The organism is Methylocella silvestris BL2, from assembly GCF_000021745.1.
In the GTDB taxonomy this organism is placed as follows: Bacteria; Pseudomonadota; Alphaproteobacteria; order Rhizobiales; family Beijerinckiaceae; genus Methylocapsa; species Methylocapsa silvestris.
On record NC_011666.1, the window covers coordinates 1,497,394 to 1,516,318 of the forward strand.

Consider the following 18,925-nt stretch of genomic DNA (forward strand, 5'->3'; position numbering starts at 1 on the left):
CATCATTTTTGAGCCGGAGCCGCAAAGGGCGCGATGCGGATTCCCTTCGCCTCGAGGCGCGTCCGCACCTGCTTCGCTGTCGCGACGGCGCCGTGATGATCGCCATGCACGCAGATGGAATCGATGGCCGCCGCGATCCGTTTTCCCGATTGCGCGATGATCGCCCCCTCCCCGATCATGGCGAGAACGCGGGCGGCGATTGCGTCCTTGTCGGTCAGCACGGCGCCCGGCGCCGCGCGCGGCGCGAGCAGGCCCTCATCGGTATAGGCGCGGTCAGCGTAAATCTCGCGCGCGACGTCAAGACCCGCAGCGGCGCCCTCTGTCTCAAGCGGCGTGCCGGCTATGGCGAGAAAGGAGAGGCCGCGATCGACTGCCTTCGTTGCGTGGGCGAGGGCGCGCGCGACGTCGCGCTCGACCATGGCGAGATTGCTCAAGGCGCCGTGAATCTTGACATAGGAGATGCGGCATCCGGCCAAGGCCGCGACCCCGAGCGCCGCGCCGATCTGATAGGCGATCAGGCGCTCGAGTTCGCCAAGGCTGAATTGTTGCGGGCGCCGGCCAAAACCCCAGAGATCGGGATAGCCGGGATGGGCGCCGAGCGCGACGCCCTTCTCCCTGGCGGTCGCGAAGACGGCGGCCATGATCTGCGGATCGCCCGCGTGAAAGCCGCAGGCGACGCTGGCGCTCGACACGATCTCCAGCATCGCGGCGTCATCGCCCATCGCGTAGGGACCGAAGCCCTCGCCGCAATCGCAGTTGAGATCGACCGAAAGACTAACGCTTTCGCCTTGCGGTCCGCTCATCGCCCCTCATCCGGAAAGGCTGGAGCGGTTGCTCCAGCTTCGAAAGGCGGAGCATAGTCTTGTCGGCCGGATGGATTCAAATCCAGCGTCGCCTCGGCGCATCTTACGCGCAATCGACCGCGCTAGGATCGACGCCGGCGCGAATAGGCCTCGAAGCCTATTTTGGCGGTGGGCGCTGTTTCATGCGTTCGTCGATGAGCATATTGGCGATGGTCATGCGCCGCGCCGCGCCGCTTCTTTGCGCCGGCGCGAAGCGATCGGGATGGTTCTTCTTGGCGAAATCGCGACGGATGCGGCGCAGATCGACGATCGCCAGATCGGCGCTGAGGCCGAGCTCTTCGGCGATAGCCTCATCCTCTCCCATCGGCGGCGGGGCGGTGCGGAGCGACGACGCAGGCGCCTCTTGAGCAGCGTCCGCGAGTCCCGGCGTTTTCATCCGCCGCCATGCGAAGGGAAATTGCTGGAGCAGCCGCCGCAGCGCGTGAACCGGGTTGCCAACCGGCCCGTTTGCGAACGGCTCGTCCCCGTTCGGCGGCGCGGCGCCAGCGCTTCCGCGCGGCGCGGCGTCCGCATCGTTTTGCGCCGGACGGGCGCCGAAATCGCGCCAGTCCCATGAAAAAGGCCCGGAGGCGCGGGTTCGTTCGGCGCCCCGGGCCGGACGCGGCGCCGCGGTTTCATTCGGCGCCTTCGCTGCCTGCTGCGCCATATAGGCGGCTTTTGCCCGCGCCTGCGCGGATTTCACCCAAGATGCGTCGATCGTCGACGCTGGGCCAGGGCTGCGATCGCTCGACGGCTTGAATGAATCGCGGGGCGCCGCTTTTGCCGGCTCGTGACCACGGAGTCCGGCCAGAATATCGCCGAAGTCGGCGGATCCCGATTTTTTCGCCTGGATCATCGACGCGAGCCACTCCGCTATGCCGGACCATTTTTCCGTACCCTTTGGCAGAGCCTTGGGGACCGTCGGTTGAGTCTGATCGGGAGCAGTTGAATTTGCGTTAAGTCCAGGCCGCGAAATCTCCCCTTGCCCGGATCGCAGCTTGGCGGGCGGACGAATAACAAAAGCGTCACTTGAAAGCTTTATGCCCAACAACTAAGCCGGCTATCGTGCAGCCATTGGAGCCAAAAATGAAAATGCGCCTGCCTTTGTTGACCGCTGCCGCTCTCGTCTGCGGCCTTGCTGTTTCCGCCCACTCCTTCGCGCAGGACATGCCGCACGGCGGACCTCCCGCCCCGCCCAGCGCCGGCGCCGACAAGCCTGAGAAGCATGGACCGCCGCATCCGCGGTTTTCGGCGGCCGACCGCGAAGCCTTCTTCGACGCGCGGCTCGCCGCCCTGCACGTCGGCCTCAAATTGACGCCGGATCAGGAGAAGCTGTGGCCGCCGGTCGAGGCGGCTCTTAAATCCGGGGCCAAAGCCGCCTCCGACCGCTTCGAAAAAGCCCACAGCGAGCCGCCGCCGACCAACGCCATCGCCTGGCTGCGAAAGATGAGCGAAGAAGACCTCGCCAAAGGCGAATCCTTGAAATCGCTCGCCGACGCAGCGGCGCCGCTCTACCAATCCTTAAGCGATGATCAGAAGCGTCGCCTGCCATTCCTGCTGCACGGCGTCAGGCCGCATGGCTTTGGCCCGTGGGGAGGCCATGGCGGCCCGATGATGACGCATGACGATCACGCCGGCGGAGGGATGATGGACCGCGACCATGGCGATCACGACCATCCAGGCGATCACGATGGGGACGATAACGGCGACGAATAAAATCGGCGCCTGCCGTGGCGAGCGCCATGGCAGGCCGCCTCAGGCGTTGTTCACGCCGGAAGCTTGAGCGCCGAAGCGATTTCGGAAACCGTCGCCTTTTCCGCCTCGGTCACCCTGACGCCGCCGAATCCAAGGAAGCCGCCTTCGCTCGAGGCTTCGGCGGTCTTCTCGGCGATGTGTTTCAGCCAATCCTTGAAGCCCGGCGCATCCTGCGGCGCCTTGGCGTCGACAAGCGCGCCAACTTCGGCAAGGGTCGACAGCGCCCTCGCCTTGAGCGCGCCGGGGTCCGCTCCGGTAAACTCGGCCTCGAGCGCTTGGCGCGAGGCGGTCCTGCCCTCCGACGTTTCAATGTCGGCGACGACCGCCTTGGCCAGCGCGGCCGCGCCCGGATCGTTTCTCGCCTCAAGGAGAGCGTGTCCGCTGGCGAATCCCTCCTTGATCATGCCGAACAGGCCGCTCGGCTCCGCCAGCGTGACCGCCATGCCGGCGAGCACCGGCGCGGTGAGGATCTTGCTCCATTCGTCGGCCGTAAAATCCGCCTTCCCAGCCATCACGTCCTCCTGTTGATCGACGCGCGGCGCACCGGCCGGCATGATGCACTAAATATTTGGAATCGATCAAATTAGGCTTTAGCGCTCGGCGCGCAGCGGCACCAGCATGCGCAGCCGGAATCCCTCCGGCTCAAAGGCGACATTGACCTCGGCGCCGATTTGCTGAGAGAGCACGCGCTTCAGCAGCATCGAGCCAAATCCCTCGCGGCCGGGCGGAGCGACCCGCGGCCCGTCGGATTCGCTCCACTCCCAGCGCAGCGCAGCCCCGGCCGGCCCCTCGGCGAGACTCCACTCGACGGCGACATGGCCCGACTCGAACGCAAGCGAACCGAACTTGACGGCGTTGGTCGTCAGCTCATGAACCGCCATGCCGAGCGGCACCGCGATCTGCGAGGGCAGTTCGACAGGCGGCCCTTTCAAATGGACGCGATTGCGGCCATTGCCGGCGTAGAGGCCAAGCTCCTGAATAAGCAGATGCTCGAAAGAGACGCATTGATCGAGCTCATCGGTCATGACCGCATGCGTCTTGGCGAGCGAGCCGATGCGCCCGGCGAAGGCTTCCTGAAACTCCTCGATGGTCGCGGAGCTCTTGGCGGTCGTGTTCATCACGCCCTGCACCGTCGCGAGCGTGTTGCGGACGCGGTGATGCAATTCCCGAATGAGCAACGCCTGCCGCTGATCGGCCCGGACCATGTTGGTGACGTCCGATCCTTCGATAAAAATGCCGCTTACCTCTCCATCCTCGCCAAGGATCGGCTGGCACGTCAAATCGATGAAATATTCCCTGATCTGCCCGTCGCCGCCCTGCAACAGGATGCGCATCTTGCGGCCGGCGAACGCCTCTCCCGAATTATACACTTTGTCGAGGACGTCCATGAAGCCCTGGCTCGCCAGTTCGGGCAGGACGTCACGCATGCGCTTGCCGACAACGTCGCGTCCGCCGATAAATTCGGCGTAGGATTTATTGACCATATCGTAGACGTAGTCGCGCCCGCGCAGCACGCACATGAAATTGCTCGCGTGCATGAACAGCCGGTGCAAATAATGAGCGGTGGTGAGAAGCGTCTGGTTCAGCACCTGAGCCATCTCCAGACGCTGCGCGGAGGTTGCGCCCGTCGCGCCCGGCCCCGGCTGCGGCCCGGCGGGCGGCGCGAGCGCCGAAATATCCCTTGTATTCTGAACGATATAGGCGACTTTCCCATCCGCGCCGTGGATCGGCGTATGGGTGCAGGTCCAGCGCCGGGGTTCGACGCCATACGCGCCGGCAATGGGATAGTCGAGGCTCGGCATCACGTCCACGACGCCTTCGTCGCGCACCCGCTCGAAGGATTTCTGCAATTTGACGCGGCTCGGCCCCTCGCCCGGAAAAGCCTCGAAGACATTCACGCCGATCAGGCTGGCGCTGTCGCGACCCGTCACGTCGAGATAGGCGCGATTGGCCGCAACGATATTCAGATCGGCGTCCATAACCATAGTCGGGGCGGGAAGACTATTGAAGACAGCCTCGAAGTCCATGCAATCGACCAACTTCATCCAAAGATTTCGAGAATGGACCTTGGCTGATAAAAAGCCTCGGCGGAAACGAATAGCCGCGCCCCTGATGCTGCAGGCGTCGACTACGATACTGCGAGGCTTACGACAAGAACCGCGATTGAACCTCTCAAACTTTTTATGAACGCCATTATTTCATGATCGTGAGATATTTTGTGCTCTCGTAAGAAGCGGGGTTCGCGAACAGAGAGCCGCCGGCGGACCGGCCTCGGATATCGCCAGCACAGGCCAACAACAACGAGCAGAACCCTGTTTGGTTGCATATTCGGGATTGGGATCGGCTTATCCGGCGCCGATTTTCTGCTGATGGTGGCGCCGCGCCGCCTTGGCGCCTATGCTGGCGCGATCATTCTTCATGCAAGAGCCCCATGCCAACCCCAGCCTCCCAAACGCCTGTCCAGTCCGGCGACCACGTCTTTCTCGTCGACGGGTCGTCTTTCGTGTTCCGCGCCTATTTCCAGTCGATCCGGCAGGACGCCAAATATAATTACCGCTCCGACGGCCTGCCGACGGGGGCGGTGCGGCTGTTCTGCACCAAAATCTTCCAGTTCGTGCGCGAGGGCGCGGCCGGCGTGAAGCCGACCCATCTCGCCATTATTTTCGATAAATCCGAGAATTCGTTCCGGAAGGAAATCTACCCGCCCTACAAGGGCAACCGTTCCGAGCCGCCTGAGGATCTGATCCCGCAGTTTCCGCTTATGCGCGCCGCGGTGCGCGCGTTCGGCCTCCTTCCCGTCGAGCAGGACCGCTATGAGGCCGACGATCTCATCGCCACCTATGCGCGGCAAGCGCGCGAGCGCGGCGCCGACGTCACGATTATCTCGGCCGACAAGGATCTGATGCAGCTGATCGGGCCCGGCGTCTCGATGTATGATCCAGCGTCCGGCGAGGCCGGCGCGAAAGGCTCGCGAGAGGAGCGCCGCATTGGCGTCGACGAGGTTTTGGCTTATTTCGGCGTGCCGCCCGAAAAAGTCGTCGACGTGCAAGCGCTGGCCGGCGATTCGACCGATAATGTGCCCGGGGCGCGCGGCATCGGCCTCAAAACCGCCGCGCAGCTTATCGGCGAATATGGCGATCTCGACACGCTGCTGGCGCGCGCCGGCGAGATCAAGCAGCCGAAGCGGCGCGAGATTCTGACCGACGCGGATAGCGTCGCGCTGATCCGCACATCGCGAAAGCTCGTGGAGCTCGTCTGCGACGTCGAGGTCGAAACGCCGCTGGACGATCTGCGCCTCGCCGCGCCGGAGGGCAAGACCCTCGTCGCCTTCTGCAAGGCGCTTGAATTTACAACGCTCACCAGGCGTGTGGCCGAGGCTTGCGCCGTCGAGCCGGCGCTGATCGAGCCGGACCCGGATTTCGCCGGCGAAGCCGGATGGCGCGGCCGCAACGGGGCGCCCCCGCCCGTTTCCACCGCGGCCGAAACGCCATCCGCCGAAAATCTGCCGCAAGGGCCGAAGCGCAATGCGCGCTATGGCGCCGAGGCGCCGCAACAGACCATCGCGACGGGCCCCGGCGAACTTGCCGCTGCGCGGGCGGCGCAAGCGCGTGCGGAAAAATTCGATCTCGGGGCGTATGAGACGATTGTGAGCTTCGAGCGGCTCGAGGCCTATATCGCGGAAGCGATCGAATCCGGCATTATCGCGATCGACACGGAAACCTCCTCGCTCGATCCGATGCAGGCCGAGCTCGTCGGCCTGTCGCTTTGCCTCGCCCCCGGCCGCGCCGCCTATGTTCCGCTGCGCCACCGAGGCGAGGGCGCGGGCGATCTCTTTGGCGGCGCTGATCTCGTCCCCGGCCAGCTCGACTCCGACGAAACGCTGGCGCGGCTGAAGCCGATGCTGGAGGCGCCGGACGTTCTCAAAATCGCGCAGAACGCCAAATTCGACCAGCTTGTACTGGCGCAGCGCGGCATAAGGCTCGCTCCCGTCGACGACACGCTGCTGCTGTCTTATGTGCTCGACGCCGGCCGCACCGATCACGGCATGGACGTGCTCGCCGAAAAATACTTCGGCCATAGACCGATTCAGTTCGGCGCCGTCGCAGGCTCGGGCCGGACGTTCATCGGCTTCGCCCGCGTCGCGCTCGACAAGGCGACGGAATATTCCGCCGAAGACGCCGACGTCACCTTGCGGCTCTGGCGGGTTTTGAAGCCGCGCCTTGCGGCCGAGCGCATGAGCGCCGTCTATGAGACGCTGGAGCGGCCGATGGTCGAAACTCTCGCGCGCATGGAGCGGCGCGGCGTCTCGATCGACCGGGCGATTTTATCGAGGCTCTCCGGCGAATTCGCACAGGATATGGCGCGGCTGGAGGCGGTTATTTTCGAGCTCGCCGGCGAAAGCTTCAATCTCGGCTCGCCGAAGCAATTGGGCGACATATTATTCGGCAAGATGGGCCTTGCGGGAGCGCGCAAAACCGCGACCGGCGCCTGGTCGACGGCGGCCGGCGTGCTGGACGACCTCGCCGAACAGGGCGTCCCGCTCGCCGCCCGCATTCTCGACTGGCGCCAGCTGTCGAAACTGAAATCGACCTACACCGACGCCCTGCCCTCCTATGTCAATCCTGAGACCGGCCGCGTGCATACCTCCTATGCGCTCGCGGCGACGACAACAGGACGGTTGTCCTCGTCGGAGCCCAATCTGCAGAATATTCCCGTGCGCAACGAGGCGGGGCGAAAGATCCGCAAGGCTTTTATTGCGCCGCCCGGCAGGAAGCTGATCTCGGCCGACTACAGCCAGATTGAATTGCGCCTGCTTGCTCATATTGCCGACATTTCGCAACTGAGAGCCGCCTTTGCCGAGAACCTCGACATTCACGCGATGACAGCGTCCGAGATGTTCGGCGTGCCGGTCGAGGGCATGCCGCCCGAGGTGCGCCGCCGCGCCAAGGCGATCAATTTCGGCATCATCTATGGCATTTCAGCATTCGGCCTCGCCAACCAGCTGGCCATTCCGCGCGAGGAGGCCGGCGCCTATATCAAGCGCTATTTCGAGCGCTTTCCGGGCATCCGCGCCTACATGGACGCAACCAAACAATTTGCGCGCGAGAATGGCTATGTGACAACCATTTTTGGCCGCAAATGCCACTATCCGCGCATCACCGCCTCAAACCCATCGGAACGCGCCTTTAACGAACGCGCCGCCATCAACGCGCCGATCCAGGGCTCGGCGGCGGACATCATCCGGCGCGCGATGGTCCGCATGGACGAGGCTTTGGAAAAAGCGGGCTTGAGCGCGCAGATGTTGTTGCAGGTGCATGACGAGCTTGTGTTTGAAGCGCCGGACGAGGAGATCGACGCCACGATCGATGTGGTGCGCAAGGTGATGGTCGACGCGCCGCATCCGTTCCTGCAACTCGCCGTGCCGCTGCAAGTCGACGCCAAGGCGGCGCAGAACTGGGACGAGGCGCATTAGGCTACGCCTCGCTCGTACTTCCCTTTTCCGCGATCAATCGTCTTCCAAGCCAAGCCTCAAACGCTTGAGCGCATTGTTTTCGAGCAGAATGATTCAGTCCGCCCATACAGAAAAACGCGCGCGCCGGGCGCTGATTTTGACCACAATCGTGGTCATCGATGCGTAGATTTTGCATATCACGATGATCAATGAATTCAGCGGCCAAGCGGGTCTCACCTATAGTTAAGCCTATGCAATAAACCGGGCTGGGCTTTCATTTTGCACTGCACAGTAATTTCCTCAGACGGCGGCAAAAACTCAAAAAGTGATTGTTGGATTCGTCCAATTTTTGGCTGCTTTGATTTGAATCAAGGCCGTTGCTTTGAAGTGACTGTGGGATGCGCCCTCATCCCGTGACCGGGGTCGCCATTTCAACCAGCCGCGGCTCTAGAGTCATAGACAGAACACGCCGCCGGGTCCCCGATGCCGCTTTTCACCTTCGAGGTTTTTGACGGAGAGGGGCCGATTAGTCGCTGCGTCCGGAACTTGCCCGATCGCAAGGCCGCCCTCCGCTACGCTAAACTTCTAAAGACGGAAATGGCGCATCGGCAGGGCGTCGAGATCACGGTGCGAAACGCGGAGGGCGCGGTCGCGGCGCAGATCAGAAGCGCCTCTCAGCGCGCGACGCACGAATCCCGCCGCTCGGGCGGCTGACGCGATGGCGCTCTTTACGTTTGAGATCAGTTACGAAGACGGTCCATCCGCGGTGACGGTGGAGGAATTGCCAAACCAGAAAGCAGCCTGGTGCTATGTCGAATTTCTGGCCTCTCAGCTCAAGACCCGGAGCGGCGCGCGCATCTGGGTCACAAATTCCAAGGGAGAGGTCATCATTCACGCGGGCGCCGCCACGGCGCTCGCCTCGATCGACTGGTGCCACGACGCAACCTGCCCGCTAAAGCCCCGCAACAAGGGCCGGTGAGAAGCCGGACTTCCGTTCTATTCCGCCTTTCCGGACCAGCGCTGCGAACCGAACGCCTTGGCGATTGCGGCGGCGCGCGCAGTCTGGACGGCTTCCGCGGAATCGAGCCCGCCTTGATCCGACGCCAGTCCTATTCCGGCGCAGGCGTTGAGGGCGGCGGTCAGCAGCTCGGCCTTGGGATAGGGGCCGCCGGAGCGCTCGCCATAAGCGCAATAGTCGCAGGCACAAATGCTCATCAGCAGCGCGAAATTTTCGGGCGCGTCAAAGGCGCCGAGCCGCTCCAGCATCAGGGCGACGGGCCCCGCCCGCACTTCGGATGCGCGATGCACGCGCTCGCATTCGGCGAGCGCCAATAGGGCGAGCGCACGGCAATCCTCCGAAATCTGGAAGCGCGCGCAAATCGCCCTGATGCGCGGACCGCCGCGCTCGATATGCCGGTAGTGGGACGGCAGATGCTCGCGCGGCGAATCCGACTTGCCGACATTCATCACGAGCAGGGAGAAGCGCACGGAAAGCGGCGCGCCGCGCTTCGCCGCCTCGTCGAGCGCCTTCATGAGATGGGCGCCAAGATCGACCTGCGGCGGATCGTCGGCGATCTGCGGCACGCCAAACAGCGCGTCCACTTCCGGCAGCGCGATGGCCAGCGCCCCGCAGGCGCGTAGCGCCTCGATCATTCGGGAGGGCGCGCCGGCCATCAGGCCGTGCGCCAACTCCGGCCATATCTTGGATGGCTTGAGGCCAATCAACACGCCCGCCTCGACCGCGGCGCGCATATCGTCCCACGCCTCGTCATCGAGCCCGTCGCCGCTTTCGCCAAGCAGAGCGGCAAAGCGCAGGAGGCCGAGGCCCGGATGCGTTTGCGTCAGTTCAGCCGGCAGCGCCCCGAAGTCATGGCTCATGGCGCCCGCCTACCCATAAAATCCCTTGCCGCTCGCCGCCAGCGCCGAAAATTTCTCGCTCGGCCGGTAGATTTCGCCAAGCGACTGCCATTTGCCGGCGGTCTCGACAATCTTCTTCAGCCCCAGCCAGTCGGCGTAGCGCAGCGCGCCGCCAAGATAACGCGGCAGGCCAAGCCCGAGGATGAGGCACATGTCGGTTTCGCCGGGGCTCGCCGCAACGCCATCCTCGAAGCAGCGCGCCGCTTCAAGAATCAGGGGGATCATCATGCGCTCGAGAATATCCGCATCCGGCAGGGAGCTTTCGCCTTGCGGCTGGACGGAGGCGAGCAGCGCGGCGACGGCGGGATCGGTCTCCTTGCGCGGGCGCCCCTTGGCGTCCTTCGTATAGAGATAAAAGCCGCGCCCGTTCTTCTGGCCGAGGCGTCCGTCGGCCTTCAGTGCGTCGATGGCGGAGGGGTGCGCGGCGACCATGCGCTCCGGGAAGCCGGCCGAGACGATCTCGACCACGTGATGCGAAATATCGAGGCCGATGACGTCGATGAGATAGGCCGGCCCCATCGGCCAGCCGAAGGCTTCCATCACCTTGTCGATCTGGCGGAAATCGACGCCGTCGCGCACCAGTTGCAGAAAGGCGATGAGATAGGGCGTCAGCACGCGGTTGACAACGAAGCCGGGGCAATCGCCGACGACGACGGGCGTCTTGCCCATCGCGCTCGCATAGCCGACGATGGTGGCGACCGCTGCTTCGGAGGTTTTCGGTCCGCGCACCACCTCGACCAGCGCCATCTTCGGCACGGGATTGAAGAAATGCATGCCGATGAAATTCTGCGGCCGCGCGAGGCCGTGGGTCAGGTCGGCGATCTGCAGGGATGAGGTGTTCGAGGCGAGGATCGTCTTTGCGTCGGTCGACGCTTCGACTTGCCGGAAGACGGACGATTTGATGGCGATATCCTCAATGATCGCCTCGACGACGACATCCACATCCGAAAAATCGTCGAAACTTTCGGTCGGCTTGATCGAGCGCGCGACCGCGTCGGCGCGATCCTGCGGCATTCTTCCCTGCTCGACCAGCTTGTCGAGGAGCTGTTCGGCGTGCGCCATGCCGGATTCCAGCGCAGCTTGCGAGACGTCCTTCAGCAGCACGGGCACGCCGCGCACGGCGCTCTGATAGGCGATGCCCGCGCCCATGACGCCCGCTCCGAGGACCGCCGCCTTGCGCACCGGCGCGGCCGTCTTGGCGTATGTCTTGCCGATTTTCTTCAGCGCCTGCTCGTTGACGAAATTGCCGACCAGCGAGGCGGCCGCCTGCGAACGCGCAGTCCGCGCAAAAGTCTTCGCCTCGAGCGCCAGCGCCTCGTCGCGGGCGAGCCCGGCCGCGGCTTCGAGCAATTGCACCGCGTCATGGGCGGCCGGATAATGCGGCAGCGCCCGCGCCGCCTCGACTTTCGCACCGGTGAGATAATCGGCGATTGTTTCCTGGCTCATGCCGAGGCTTTGCTCTCCCTCGCGGCGGCGCTTGCGCCACTCGCCAGGATTCGCGGCCGCCTGCTTCAGCAGCGCCAACGCTGTCTCGAACAGGGAGTCGGGCGCGGCGACGGCGTCGACCGCCCCCTGATCTCGCGCGACGGCGGCGGAGCGCGGCGTTCCGGAGATGATCCAATTGGCGCTCTCGACAAGGCCGATCAGGCGCGGCAGCCGCACCGTGCCGCCATATCCGGGGAAAATGCCGAGCGTAACCTCGGGAAAGCCGACCTTCGCGGCGTCGGCGATGACGCGATAATCGGCGGCGAGCGCAACCTCGAAGCCGCCGCCGAGCGCAAGCCCGTTGATGGCGGCGACCGTCGGCGCGGGCAGATCGCTCAGCGCCGTGATGATCTTCGCATTGGCCGCGACGAATTCGGCGACTTCCGCCTCGCCGCGCTGGAAAACGTCGACGAACTCGAAAATATCCGCGCCGACGATAAAGGCGTCCTTGGCGCTGGTGATGAGCGCGCCCTCAAGACCCGGCGTCTTGACGAGGGCGTCAACGGCCTGAGCCAGTTCGCTGAAGGCCAGGCGGTCGAGCTTGTTGACGGCCTCTCCCTTCCGATCAAAGCGCAGCTCGAAAAGCCCCCCGCCGAGCGCTTCGACCCGGATCGTCTCGCCGTCAAAAATCATGTCGCACCCGAAATTTGTGTCGCCTCAATCGTTCGCACATCCAATAGCATAACGGCTTCGTCTTAGCAGCGGCGGGACGAAAAATCCCGCCGCGCGCCATACGTGTCAAAATGGGCCTCGATCAATAATCGCGTGTAGGGATCGCGCGGGCTGCCCAGGATCTCCGCGGCGGGGCCCTGCTCGACGATGCGGCCGCTTTTCATGACGGCGATATCGTCGGCCATCGCTCTGATCGCCGTCAAATCATGGCTGATCAGAATATAGGCGAGGCCATGCGCCTCCTGCAGATCGCGCAGCAGCCGCAAAATATCCATCTGCGTCGCGCGGTCGAGCGCCGAGGTCGGCTCGTCGAGCACGACGAGGCGCGGCCGCAGGATGATCGCCCGCGCGATGGCGATCCGCTGACGCTGGCCGCCGGAAAACTCGCGCGGCGGACGGTCGCGCCGGGCGGGGTCGATCGAGACCTCTTCGAGCGCCTGCGCAGCCCTCACGTCGCGCGCGCGCCGCGCAATGGCGGGCTCATGGATCAGCAGGCCCTCCGACACGATGTCGCCGATACGCATGCGCGGCGAGAGCGCCCCATAGGGGTCCTGAAACACCATCTGCATGGCGCGGCGCCGCGGACGCAGCGCCGCCTCATCGAGGCCGCCGATGTCGCGCCCCTCGAAGCGGATAATGCCGCTGGCCGGGACGAGCCTTAAAATCGCCCGGCCGAGCGTGGATTTGCCGGCGCCCGACTCGCCGACGATCCCGAGCGTTCGTCCGCGCTTAAGGCTGAGGCTGACATCTTCCAGCACTTTGACCTCGCCTCGCCCGCCAAACCAGCCGCCGCGGAGCTTATAGGCGACGCCAAGATTCTCGACGTTGAGAATTTCCGGCGCCGGACCTTGGCGCGGCGCGCGCGGCGACGGCGGGGTGATGACCAGCCCCTGCGTTGCGGCGTGCTGCGGGTTGCGGAAAACAGCTTCCGTCGCGCCGGCCTCGACGATGCAGCCGGCCTCCATCACATAGACGCGGCTTGCGAGACGGCGCACCAGTTGCAGATCATGGCTGATGAAGATCATGGCGAGCCCGAGCCGCGCGCGGAGCTCGCCCAGAAGATCCAGGATGCGCGCGGCGACGGTGACGTCGAGCGCCGTCGTCGGCTCGTCGGCGATGAGCGCGTCGGGCTCGCAAGCAATCGCCATCGCGATCGAAACGCGCTGCCGCTGGCCGCCCGACAGCTGATGCGGAAAAGCGCCGACCCTCTCCTTCGCCGCATCGATGCCGACAAGGTCAAGGAGCTCGGCGGCCCGCGTCAGCGCTTGGCGGCGCGAAAACCCGGCCTGCAGGCGCAGCACGGCGGCGATCTGCGAGCCGACCGTAAACAGCGGGTCGAGCGCCGACATCGGCTCTTGAAAAATCATCGCGACGCGCCGGCCGCGTATCGCGTTGAGGCGGCGCTCGGGCAGACTCAAAAGGTCTTCGCCCTCGAAGGCGACACGGCCGGACGCCCGCGCTTGCGGCGGGAGGAGCCGCAAGGCGGCGAGAACCGTCTGGCTTTTGCCGGAGCCCGAAGCGCCGACGAGCGCCGCCGTTTCGCCGCGCGCCAGAGCGAAGCTGACGTTATCGACAATTGTGCGCGCGCCATAAAAGACGCTGAGGTTCGAGAATTCGAGCAGGGGCGGCTCGCTCATCGCGGCTCGCTCTCCTCGCCGAAGCCGGCCGCGTCGGTAAAGATCGCCTGGAGATATTGGCCAAAACTCTGCAAGGCGCCGAGCGTTGCGCCGAGAAACAGCGCCGGAAAAAAGAGTAGGTGGAGCGCGCCCTGAATGTTGCGGGCGCCGTCGGCGATCAATACGCCCCAGCTCGCCAGAGGCTCCTGCACGCCGAGACCGAGGAAGGAAATGAAGCTTTCGAGCAATATGACGCGCGGCAGAAGCAGCGTCAGATAGGCGATGATCGGGCCGCTCGCATTGGGCAGAATATGGCGCCGGATGATCGCGGCAGGGCTCGCCCCCAAGGCGCGCGCGGCGGCGACATAATCCTTCTCCTTGATGGCGAGCGTCTGTCCTCGCGCGATGCGCGCCATGTCGAGCCATTCGACCGCGCCGATGGCGATGAAGATCAGCACGAAATGCCGCCCGAACACCATCACAAGCACGATGACGAAAAAGATGAAGGGCAGCGCGTAGATGATTTCGACGATGCGCGTCATCAAAGCGTCGACGGCCCCGCCGGCATAGCCGGCAATCGCGCCATAGAGAACGCCGATGACGAGCGCCACCAGCGAGGCGAGCAAGCCAACCGCGAGGGAGACGCGCCCCGCGATCAATGTCCGGGTCAAGAGGTCGCGGCCATTGGCGTCGGCGCCAAAAGGAAACATTGTTCGCAGCAAGGGAATGGAGAGGCTGATTTTTTGGTCGTCGTGGCCGCTGGAGACGAGGCGCGGCGGTCCAATCCTGTCCGAGCGCGGCAGCGCCGCGAGAGCCGCCGCGTCAATGGTCCGGTCGCTTGAGAATTTTGCGATGACGTTGTCGCCTGTTGGTTCAAACGACACTATTTTGGCGCCGAGCCGCGCGGCGAGCTCCTCGACCGCCTCGCGCGTTTCTTCCGCGTTCGGACGCGGCTCCAGCGAGGGAGGCGCCAGCACATAATCCGGATAGACGCGATCGAATGGATGCGGCGTGAATAAAGGGCCGAAAATACAGGCGAGCGCGATCAAGATGAGCAGCATGGCGCTCGCGGGAATCCGCTGCCAGAAATTGGCGCCCGACAGGGAAGGCAGAATAGATCTGCTCATCCTGACGCCGATTCCGCGACGCGCGGATCGAGCCAGGCATAGGCGAGATCGACGAGAAGATTGAAGGCGATGACCAGCGCAGCGACGACGACCACGGTTCCCATGACCAGCGTGTAGTCGCGGCCAAGCGCGCCATCGACGAAATAGCGTCCCATGCCCGGAATGCCGAAGATGGTTTCGACGATCACCGAACCGGTCAACAGATTGGCGGCGGCAAGGCCGAGATAGGACAGGGTCGGCAGAATCGCGGCGCGCAGCGCGTGGGCGTAGATGTGGCGGGGCGGCAATCCGAAGGCGCGCAGCGTGCGGATATGCGGCTCGGCCAGAACGTCGCGCAAGGATGTTTGCATCAGCCGCGCGACGATCGCGATCTGCGGCAAGGCGAGCGTCGCGACGGGGAGGATCTGGTTGCGCCAGGCGCCGTCCTCCCAGCCGCCGACAGGCAGGATGCGCCATGTCAGGCCGAACAGAAGCTGCATCAACGGCGCAATGACGAAGGCCGGCAAGATGACGCCGATCAGCGCTGCGGCGTCGACGGCGAAGGCGCCAAGCTTCTGGCGCAGCTCCGCGCTGGGGGAGGCGCCGATGATCCCGAGCGCGCCGCCGACCAGCATCGCGACGATCAATGCTTCCGCGCCAAGCCGCATCGAGATCGGCAACGCATGGGCGAACAACTCATTTACCGAAAAATCGCGCCAATGCAGGCTCGGCCCGAAATCGCCCTGCGCGAGACTTTGCAGATAGAACAGAAACTGACGCCAGAGCGGCAGATCGAGGCGGTAGATGCGGCGCAGATTCTCGGCGATTTTCGGATCGAGCGGACGCTCGGAATCGAACGGGCCGCCCGGCGCAAGCCGCATCAGAAAGAACGACAGCGCGATCACGATGAAGAGCGTCGCGGCGGCGGCCAAGATACGGGAAAGCGCGCGCTGCGGCATGGGTCAGCGGCGAAAACGCGAGGCGGACGATAGAATTTGGATCATGCCTCCCGCTTCCGAGTCACGCCTCTACCGAGCGCTCGAAGATGACCTGCGTCCCACCCGGGCTGATCGCAAAGCGATAATCCGTGACCGAGGCGTCGGGATAGTCGAGAAGCGGAACCGGAGTGACTGGCGGCGGGGTCATCTTATGGTTCCGAGGCTGGCCGAGTTTGCGTTAGGATGCGTTGCAAACGCCGGCGTCATAATGCGCCCGGCCCGGGCGTCCGTGAAGTCAAACAAACCCCGCGCCGCAAAAGAATCTTGTCGGTGGTTCGCAAGTCAACCCCGGCGACGGCGTGGACTCGGCGCTATCGCCACGGATCAACGACGGGAGCGCCGGCGCGCTCATAGTCGCTCGTATCACGGGAGAGAATTGTGAGGCCGTGGCAAAGGGCTGTCGCCGCGATGATGAGGTCCGGTTGCGAAAATGTATGTCTCGCCTTGCGTCCTTCCTCCACCAGAAGGCGCCATTTGAACATGACGTCTTCGGTAACCGGCAGGACTCGCTGGTCGAACATCGGCCGCAGGTTTTGCTCCAACCATGTATTGAGCGCCGAACGCCGACCGACGTCCGCGACAAGCTCGATGCCAAAGCGGATTTCTGCGAAGGTCACTGTGCTGACGTAAAGATTTTCGAGCGGCTGCGCGGCAATAAAGGACACCACCTTGGGTTCTGGCTTCGGGCGCCGCAGCTCGGAGAGGATGTTGGTGTCGAGCAGAAATGTCGTCACATCACAAATCGACGGGGCGCACCGGCATAGGCGCGCGCGTGGAGCCAAGGCCGATGTCGCGGCTTGGAGAGGCGGCCATCGCGGCGATCAGCGCTTCGCCGCCGCGTTCGCCCTTGAGGCGGCGGAACTCCTCCACGGAGACCACCACGACTTCCTCGCGCCCGTGGATTGTCACATGCTGCGGCCCCTCGCTGCGCACGCGGCGCACCAATTCGCTGAACCGCGCCTTAGCGTCCTGCAGCAGCCAATAGCCCGGCGGCAAAGCGCGTCGGGATGCTTTGGGACGAGGGGCGCCTGGCTGATCAGTTCTAGTCATTCTGACTAGAATATCATGGGTCCACGTCCGCGAACAAGAGCGCCCGACACTTTCCCACATGCGAAAAATCCTCTATTGCCCTGCGTTCCCATGCGCCTCGGGCGCGCCCTGACGGCTCAGAACGCGAAACCCATGCACAATTTTTCTTCAACGCGTATCGACCGCCGCTTCAAAGACCTCGCTGTCGAGGGCCGCGCGGCGCTCGTCGCCTTCGTCATGGCGGGCGATCCCGATCTGGCGACGAGCCTCGATATCCTGAAGGCGCTGCCCAAAGCCGGCGCCGATGTGATCGAGGTCGGAATGCCCTTCACCGACCCAATGGCCGACGGGCCGGCGATCCAGGCCGCCGGCCTCCGCGCTCTTGCGGCGGGCGCCACTCTGGCAAAAACCCTAAAGCTCGTCGCCGACTTCCGCGGCGAGGATCAAACGACGCCGATCGTGCTGATGGGCTATTACAATCCAATCTACGTCTATGGCGTCGACGCCTTTCTCGAGGCCGCGAAAGAGTCGGGCGTCGACGGGCTGATCGTGGTCGATCTTCCGCCGGAAGAAGATTCCGAGCTTTGCCTGCCGGCGCTGGCCGCGGGGCTCAATTTCATCCGTCTCGCGACGCCGACGACCGACGACGCCCGCCTCCCGGCCGTGCTCGCGAACACCTCCGGCTTTGTCTATTATGTCTCGATCACCGGCACGACCGGCGCAGCGACGCCGAATTTTTCGGCGACGGCGAGCGCCGTCGCGCGGATCAAGCGCCATACCGGACTGCCCGTCGCGGTCGGATTCGGCGTCAAGACCGCCGCCGACGCCGCGGCGATCGCAGCCCATGCCGACGGGGTCGTGGTCGGATCGGCGATCGTCGACGCGCTGCGCGGCTCGCTCGACGCCGAGGGCCGCGCGACCCCCGGCACGGTCCCGGCAGTGGCGAAGCTCGTCGAAGATCTTGCCGGCGGCGTCCGAACCGCTGCGCGGGCGCCGGCTTGAGGGGCCGGCGCGCTCCGTTCCGGCCCACGATTATATTTCTGTCGCAAACGGGTCCTTATGCCCCTAAATAGCTCCAGGTCCCGACAGGCTGAGCCGAGGGTCTCGCCGGCGGGGCCGCAGACAGTGTGTGACGGCGCCTTCGCGCCGCATCAGGATGGTCAATGAACTGGATCTCCAACGTCGTGCCGCCCAAGGTCAGGTCGTTCCTTCGCCGTGAGACGCCGGAAAATCTCTGGGTCAAATGCCCGGAGAGCGGCGAACTCGTGTTCCACAAGGACCTCGAGGCCAATCTCTTCGTGGTGCCCGGCTCCGGCTATCATATGCGGCTCAGCCCCAAGGCGCGGCTCGCCAATCTGTTCGACGAAGGGATCTACGAAGATCTGCCGACGCCCGAGGCGCCGGTCGATCCGCTGAAATTCCGCGACGTCAAGCGCTACACCGACCGGCTCAAGGAATATCGCGCCAAAACCGAGGCGCAGGACTGCGTCAAGCTCGCCGCCGGCCGGCTGGAGGGCATGGAGATCGTCGCCGCGATCCAGGATTTTGATTTTCTCGCCGGATCGCTCGGCATGGCCGCCGGAGAGGCGATCATCACCGGCATGACGACGGCGTTGAACCGCCGCGCGCCCTTCATCATCTTCACCGCCTCGGGCGGCGCCCGCATGCAGGAGGGCATTTTTTCGCTGATGCAGATGCCGCGCACGACCATCGCCGTGCAGCGCCTGCGCGAGGCGAACCTGCCCTATATCGTCGTCCTGACCAATCCGACGACCGGCGGCGTCACGGCCTCCTACGCCATGCTGGGAGACATCCACATCGCCGAACCCGGCGCCGTCATCGGCTTCGCTGGCCCCCGCGTGATCGAACAGACCATCCGGGAGCGGCTGCCGGAAGGATTCCAGCGCGCCGAATATCTCGAATCGCACGGAATGATCGACATGGTGGTGCAGCGCCAGGACATGCGCGCGACGCTCGCCCGCCTCTGCTCGATCCTGACCCGCACGCCGCGCGCCTCTGAGGCCGCCTGAACCTGTCCGGAACGCGCGCCGCC

Annotated in this window: 17 protein-coding genes; 5 read left to right on the forward strand and 12 right to left on the reverse strand. The window is 64.5% G+C overall.

All coding sequences use genetic code 11. The features are described 5' to 3' along the window. Positions 1-2: 2 nt before the first annotated feature. Both MSIL_RS07090 and MSIL_RS21620 read right to left on the reverse strand, forming a co-directional pair. On the reverse strand, positions 3-803 hold the full coding sequence (locus MSIL_RS07090) for a LamB/YcsF family protein (RefSeq protein WP_012590421.1): 801 nt from the start codon (positions 801-803) through the stop codon (positions 3-5). A 157-nt stretch (positions 804-960) separates the two neighbouring features. Continuing rightward, complete coding sequence (locus tag MSIL_RS21620; RefSeq protein WP_012590422.1) at positions 961-1,698, reverse strand: hypothetical protein; 738 nt, start codon at positions 1,696-1,698, stop codon at positions 961-963. Positions 1,699-1,928: 230 nt separating this feature from the next. Between MSIL_RS21620 and MSIL_RS07100 the strand changes: the two genes are divergently transcribed. Then, positions 1,929-2,558, forward strand: coding sequence for a Spy/CpxP family protein refolding chaperone (locus tag MSIL_RS07100; RefSeq protein WP_012590423.1), 630 nt, complete (start codon positions 1,929-1,931; stop codon positions 2,556-2,558). Between the two features lie 50 nt (positions 2,559-2,608). Here the strand turns inward: MSIL_RS07100 and MSIL_RS07105 are convergent, their stop codons facing one another. Then, positions 2,609-3,109 carry a hypothetical protein gene (locus tag MSIL_RS07105; RefSeq protein WP_012590424.1) on the reverse strand — a complete coding sequence of 167 codons (501 nt, stop codon included), beginning with the start codon at positions 3,107-3,109 and terminating at the stop codon, positions 2,609-2,611. 78 nt (positions 3,110-3,187) lie between these two features. Continuing rightward, positions 3,188-4,642, reverse strand: coding sequence for a sensor histidine kinase (locus tag MSIL_RS07110; RefSeq protein WP_012590425.1), 1,455 nt, complete (start codon positions 4,640-4,642; stop codon positions 3,188-3,190). A gap of 386 nt (positions 4,643-5,028) precedes the next feature. On the opposite strand from MSIL_RS07110, the gene polA reads away from it, so the two are divergent. Then, entirely contained in the window at positions 5,029-8,070 is a 3,042-nt protein-coding gene (gene polA, locus MSIL_RS07115; protein ID WP_012590426.1) for a DNA polymerase I, read from the forward strand. Between the two features lie 697 nt (positions 8,071-8,767). Beyond that, positions 8,768-9,028: a hypothetical protein gene (locus MSIL_RS07125; protein WP_012590428.1), complete on the forward strand. Its 261-nt coding sequence runs from the start codon at positions 8,768-8,770 to the stop codon at positions 9,026-9,028. A gap of 17 nt (positions 9,029-9,045) precedes the next feature. On the opposite strand, the gene MSIL_RS07130 is transcribed toward MSIL_RS07125, so the two are convergent. The 8 genes from MSIL_RS07130 to MSIL_RS07160 all read right to left on the reverse strand — a co-directional run bounded on the left by MSIL_RS07130 (position 9,046) and on the right by MSIL_RS07160 (position 16,839). Continuing rightward, positions 9,046-9,927, reverse strand: coding sequence for a tRNA nucleotidyltransferase (locus MSIL_RS07130; protein ID WP_012590429.1), 882 nt, complete (start codon positions 9,925-9,927; stop codon positions 9,046-9,048). Positions 9,928-9,936: 9 nt separating this feature from the next. Next, entirely contained in the window at positions 9,937-12,084 is a 2,148-nt protein-coding gene (fadB, locus tag MSIL_RS07135) for a fatty acid oxidation complex subunit alpha FadB (RefSeq protein ID WP_012590430.1), read from the reverse strand. A gap of 62 nt (positions 12,085-12,146) precedes the next feature. After that, positions 12,147-13,760 (reverse strand): ABC transporter ATP-binding protein, encoded by a 1,614-nt coding sequence (locus MSIL_RS07140; protein WP_012590431.1) that lies wholly within the window; start codon positions 13,758-13,760, stop codon positions 12,147-12,149. Further along, positions 13,757-14,866, reverse strand: coding sequence for an ABC transporter permease (locus tag MSIL_RS07145; RefSeq protein WP_012590432.1), 1,110 nt, complete (start codon positions 14,864-14,866; stop codon positions 13,757-13,759). The genes MSIL_RS07140 and MSIL_RS07145 overlap by 4 nt, the downstream gene beginning before the upstream one ends. Beyond that, complete coding sequence (locus tag MSIL_RS07150) at positions 14,863-15,804, reverse strand: ABC transporter permease subunit (RefSeq protein WP_012590433.1); 942 nt, start codon at positions 15,802-15,804, stop codon at positions 14,863-14,865. The genes MSIL_RS07145 and MSIL_RS07150 overlap by 4 nt, the downstream gene beginning before the upstream one ends. A 61-nt stretch (positions 15,805-15,865) precedes the next feature. Next, positions 15,866-15,991 (reverse strand): hypothetical protein, encoded by a 126-nt coding sequence (locus MSIL_RS22180; protein ID WP_012590434.1) that lies wholly within the window; start codon positions 15,989-15,991, stop codon positions 15,866-15,868. Between the two features lie 163 nt (positions 15,992-16,154). Continuing rightward, on the reverse strand, positions 16,155-16,577 hold the full coding sequence (locus tag MSIL_RS07155) for a type II toxin-antitoxin system VapC family toxin (RefSeq protein WP_012590435.1): 423 nt from the start codon (positions 16,575-16,577) through the stop codon (positions 16,155-16,157). 1 nt (position 16,578) lies between these two features. Next, positions 16,579-16,839 carry a type II toxin-antitoxin system prevent-host-death family antitoxin gene (locus MSIL_RS07160; protein WP_012590436.1) on the reverse strand — a complete coding sequence of 87 codons (261 nt, stop codon included), beginning with the start codon at positions 16,837-16,839 and terminating at the stop codon, positions 16,579-16,581. Positions 16,840-17,025: 186 nt separating this feature from the next. Between MSIL_RS07160 and trpA the strand changes: the two genes are divergently transcribed. Beyond that, a complete protein-coding gene (trpA, locus tag MSIL_RS07165; RefSeq protein ID WP_012590437.1) occupies positions 17,026-17,874 on the forward strand; it encodes a tryptophan synthase subunit alpha in 849 nt (282 codons plus the stop codon). A gap of 161 nt (positions 17,875-18,035) precedes the next feature. Further along, on the forward strand, positions 18,036-18,902 hold the full coding sequence (gene accD, locus MSIL_RS07170) for an acetyl-CoA carboxylase, carboxyltransferase subunit beta (RefSeq protein ID WP_012590438.1): 867 nt from the start codon (positions 18,036-18,038) through the stop codon (positions 18,900-18,902). The last annotated feature ends 23 nt before the right edge of the window (positions 18,903-18,925 follow it).

Excerpts from the sequence above, each read along its gene's own strand:
- MSIL_RS07090 (WP_012590421.1), bottom strand. The coding sequence starts at position 803 with ATGAGCGGACCGCAAGGCGAAAGCGTTAGTCTTTCGGTCGATCTCAAC.
- MSIL_RS21620 (WP_012590422.1), bottom strand. The coding sequence starts at position 1,698 with ATGATCCAGGCGAAAAAATCGGGATCCGCCGACTTCGGCGATATTCTG.
- MSIL_RS07100 (WP_012590423.1), top strand. The coding sequence starts at position 1,929 with ATGAAAATGCGCCTGCCTTTGTTGACCGCTGCCGCTCTCGTCTGCGGC.
- MSIL_RS07105 (WP_012590424.1), bottom strand. The coding sequence starts at position 3,109 with ATGGCTGGGAAGGCGGATTTTACGGCCGACGAATGGAGCAAGATCCTC.
- MSIL_RS07110 (WP_012590425.1), bottom strand. The coding sequence starts at position 4,642 with ATGAAGTTGGTCGATTGCATGGACTTCGAGGCTGTCTTCAATAGTCTT.
- polA (WP_012590426.1), top strand. The coding sequence starts at position 5,029 with ATGCCAACCCCAGCCTCCCAAACGCCTGTCCAGTCCGGCGACCACGTC.
- MSIL_RS07125 (WP_012590428.1), top strand. The coding sequence starts at position 8,768 with ATGGCGCTCTTTACGTTTGAGATCAGTTACGAAGACGGTCCATCCGCG.
- MSIL_RS07130 (WP_012590429.1), bottom strand. The coding sequence starts at position 9,927 with ATGAGCCATGACTTCGGGGCGCTGCCGGCTGAACTGACGCAAACGCAT.
- fadB (WP_012590430.1), bottom strand. The coding sequence starts at position 12,084 with ATGATTTTTGACGGCGAGACGATCCGGGTCGAAGCGCTCGGCGGGGGG.
- MSIL_RS07140 (WP_012590431.1), bottom strand. The coding sequence starts at position 13,760 with ATGAGCGAGCCGCCCCTGCTCGAATTCTCGAACCTCAGCGTCTTTTAT.
- MSIL_RS07145 (WP_012590432.1), bottom strand. The coding sequence starts at position 14,866 with ATGAGCAGATCTATTCTGCCTTCCCTGTCGGGCGCCAATTTCTGGCAG.
- MSIL_RS07150 (WP_012590433.1), bottom strand. The coding sequence starts at position 15,804 with ATGCCGCAGCGCGCGCTTTCCCGTATCTTGGCCGCCGCCGCGACGCTC.
- MSIL_RS22180 (WP_012590434.1), bottom strand. The coding sequence starts at position 15,991 with ATGACCCCGCCGCCAGTCACTCCGGTTCCGCTTCTCGACTATCCCGAC.
- trpA (WP_012590437.1), top strand. The coding sequence starts at position 17,026 with ATGCACAATTTTTCTTCAACGCGTATCGACCGCCGCTTCAAAGACCTC.
- accD (WP_012590438.1), top strand. The coding sequence starts at position 18,036 with ATGAACTGGATCTCCAACGTCGTGCCGCCCAAGGTCAGGTCGTTCCTT.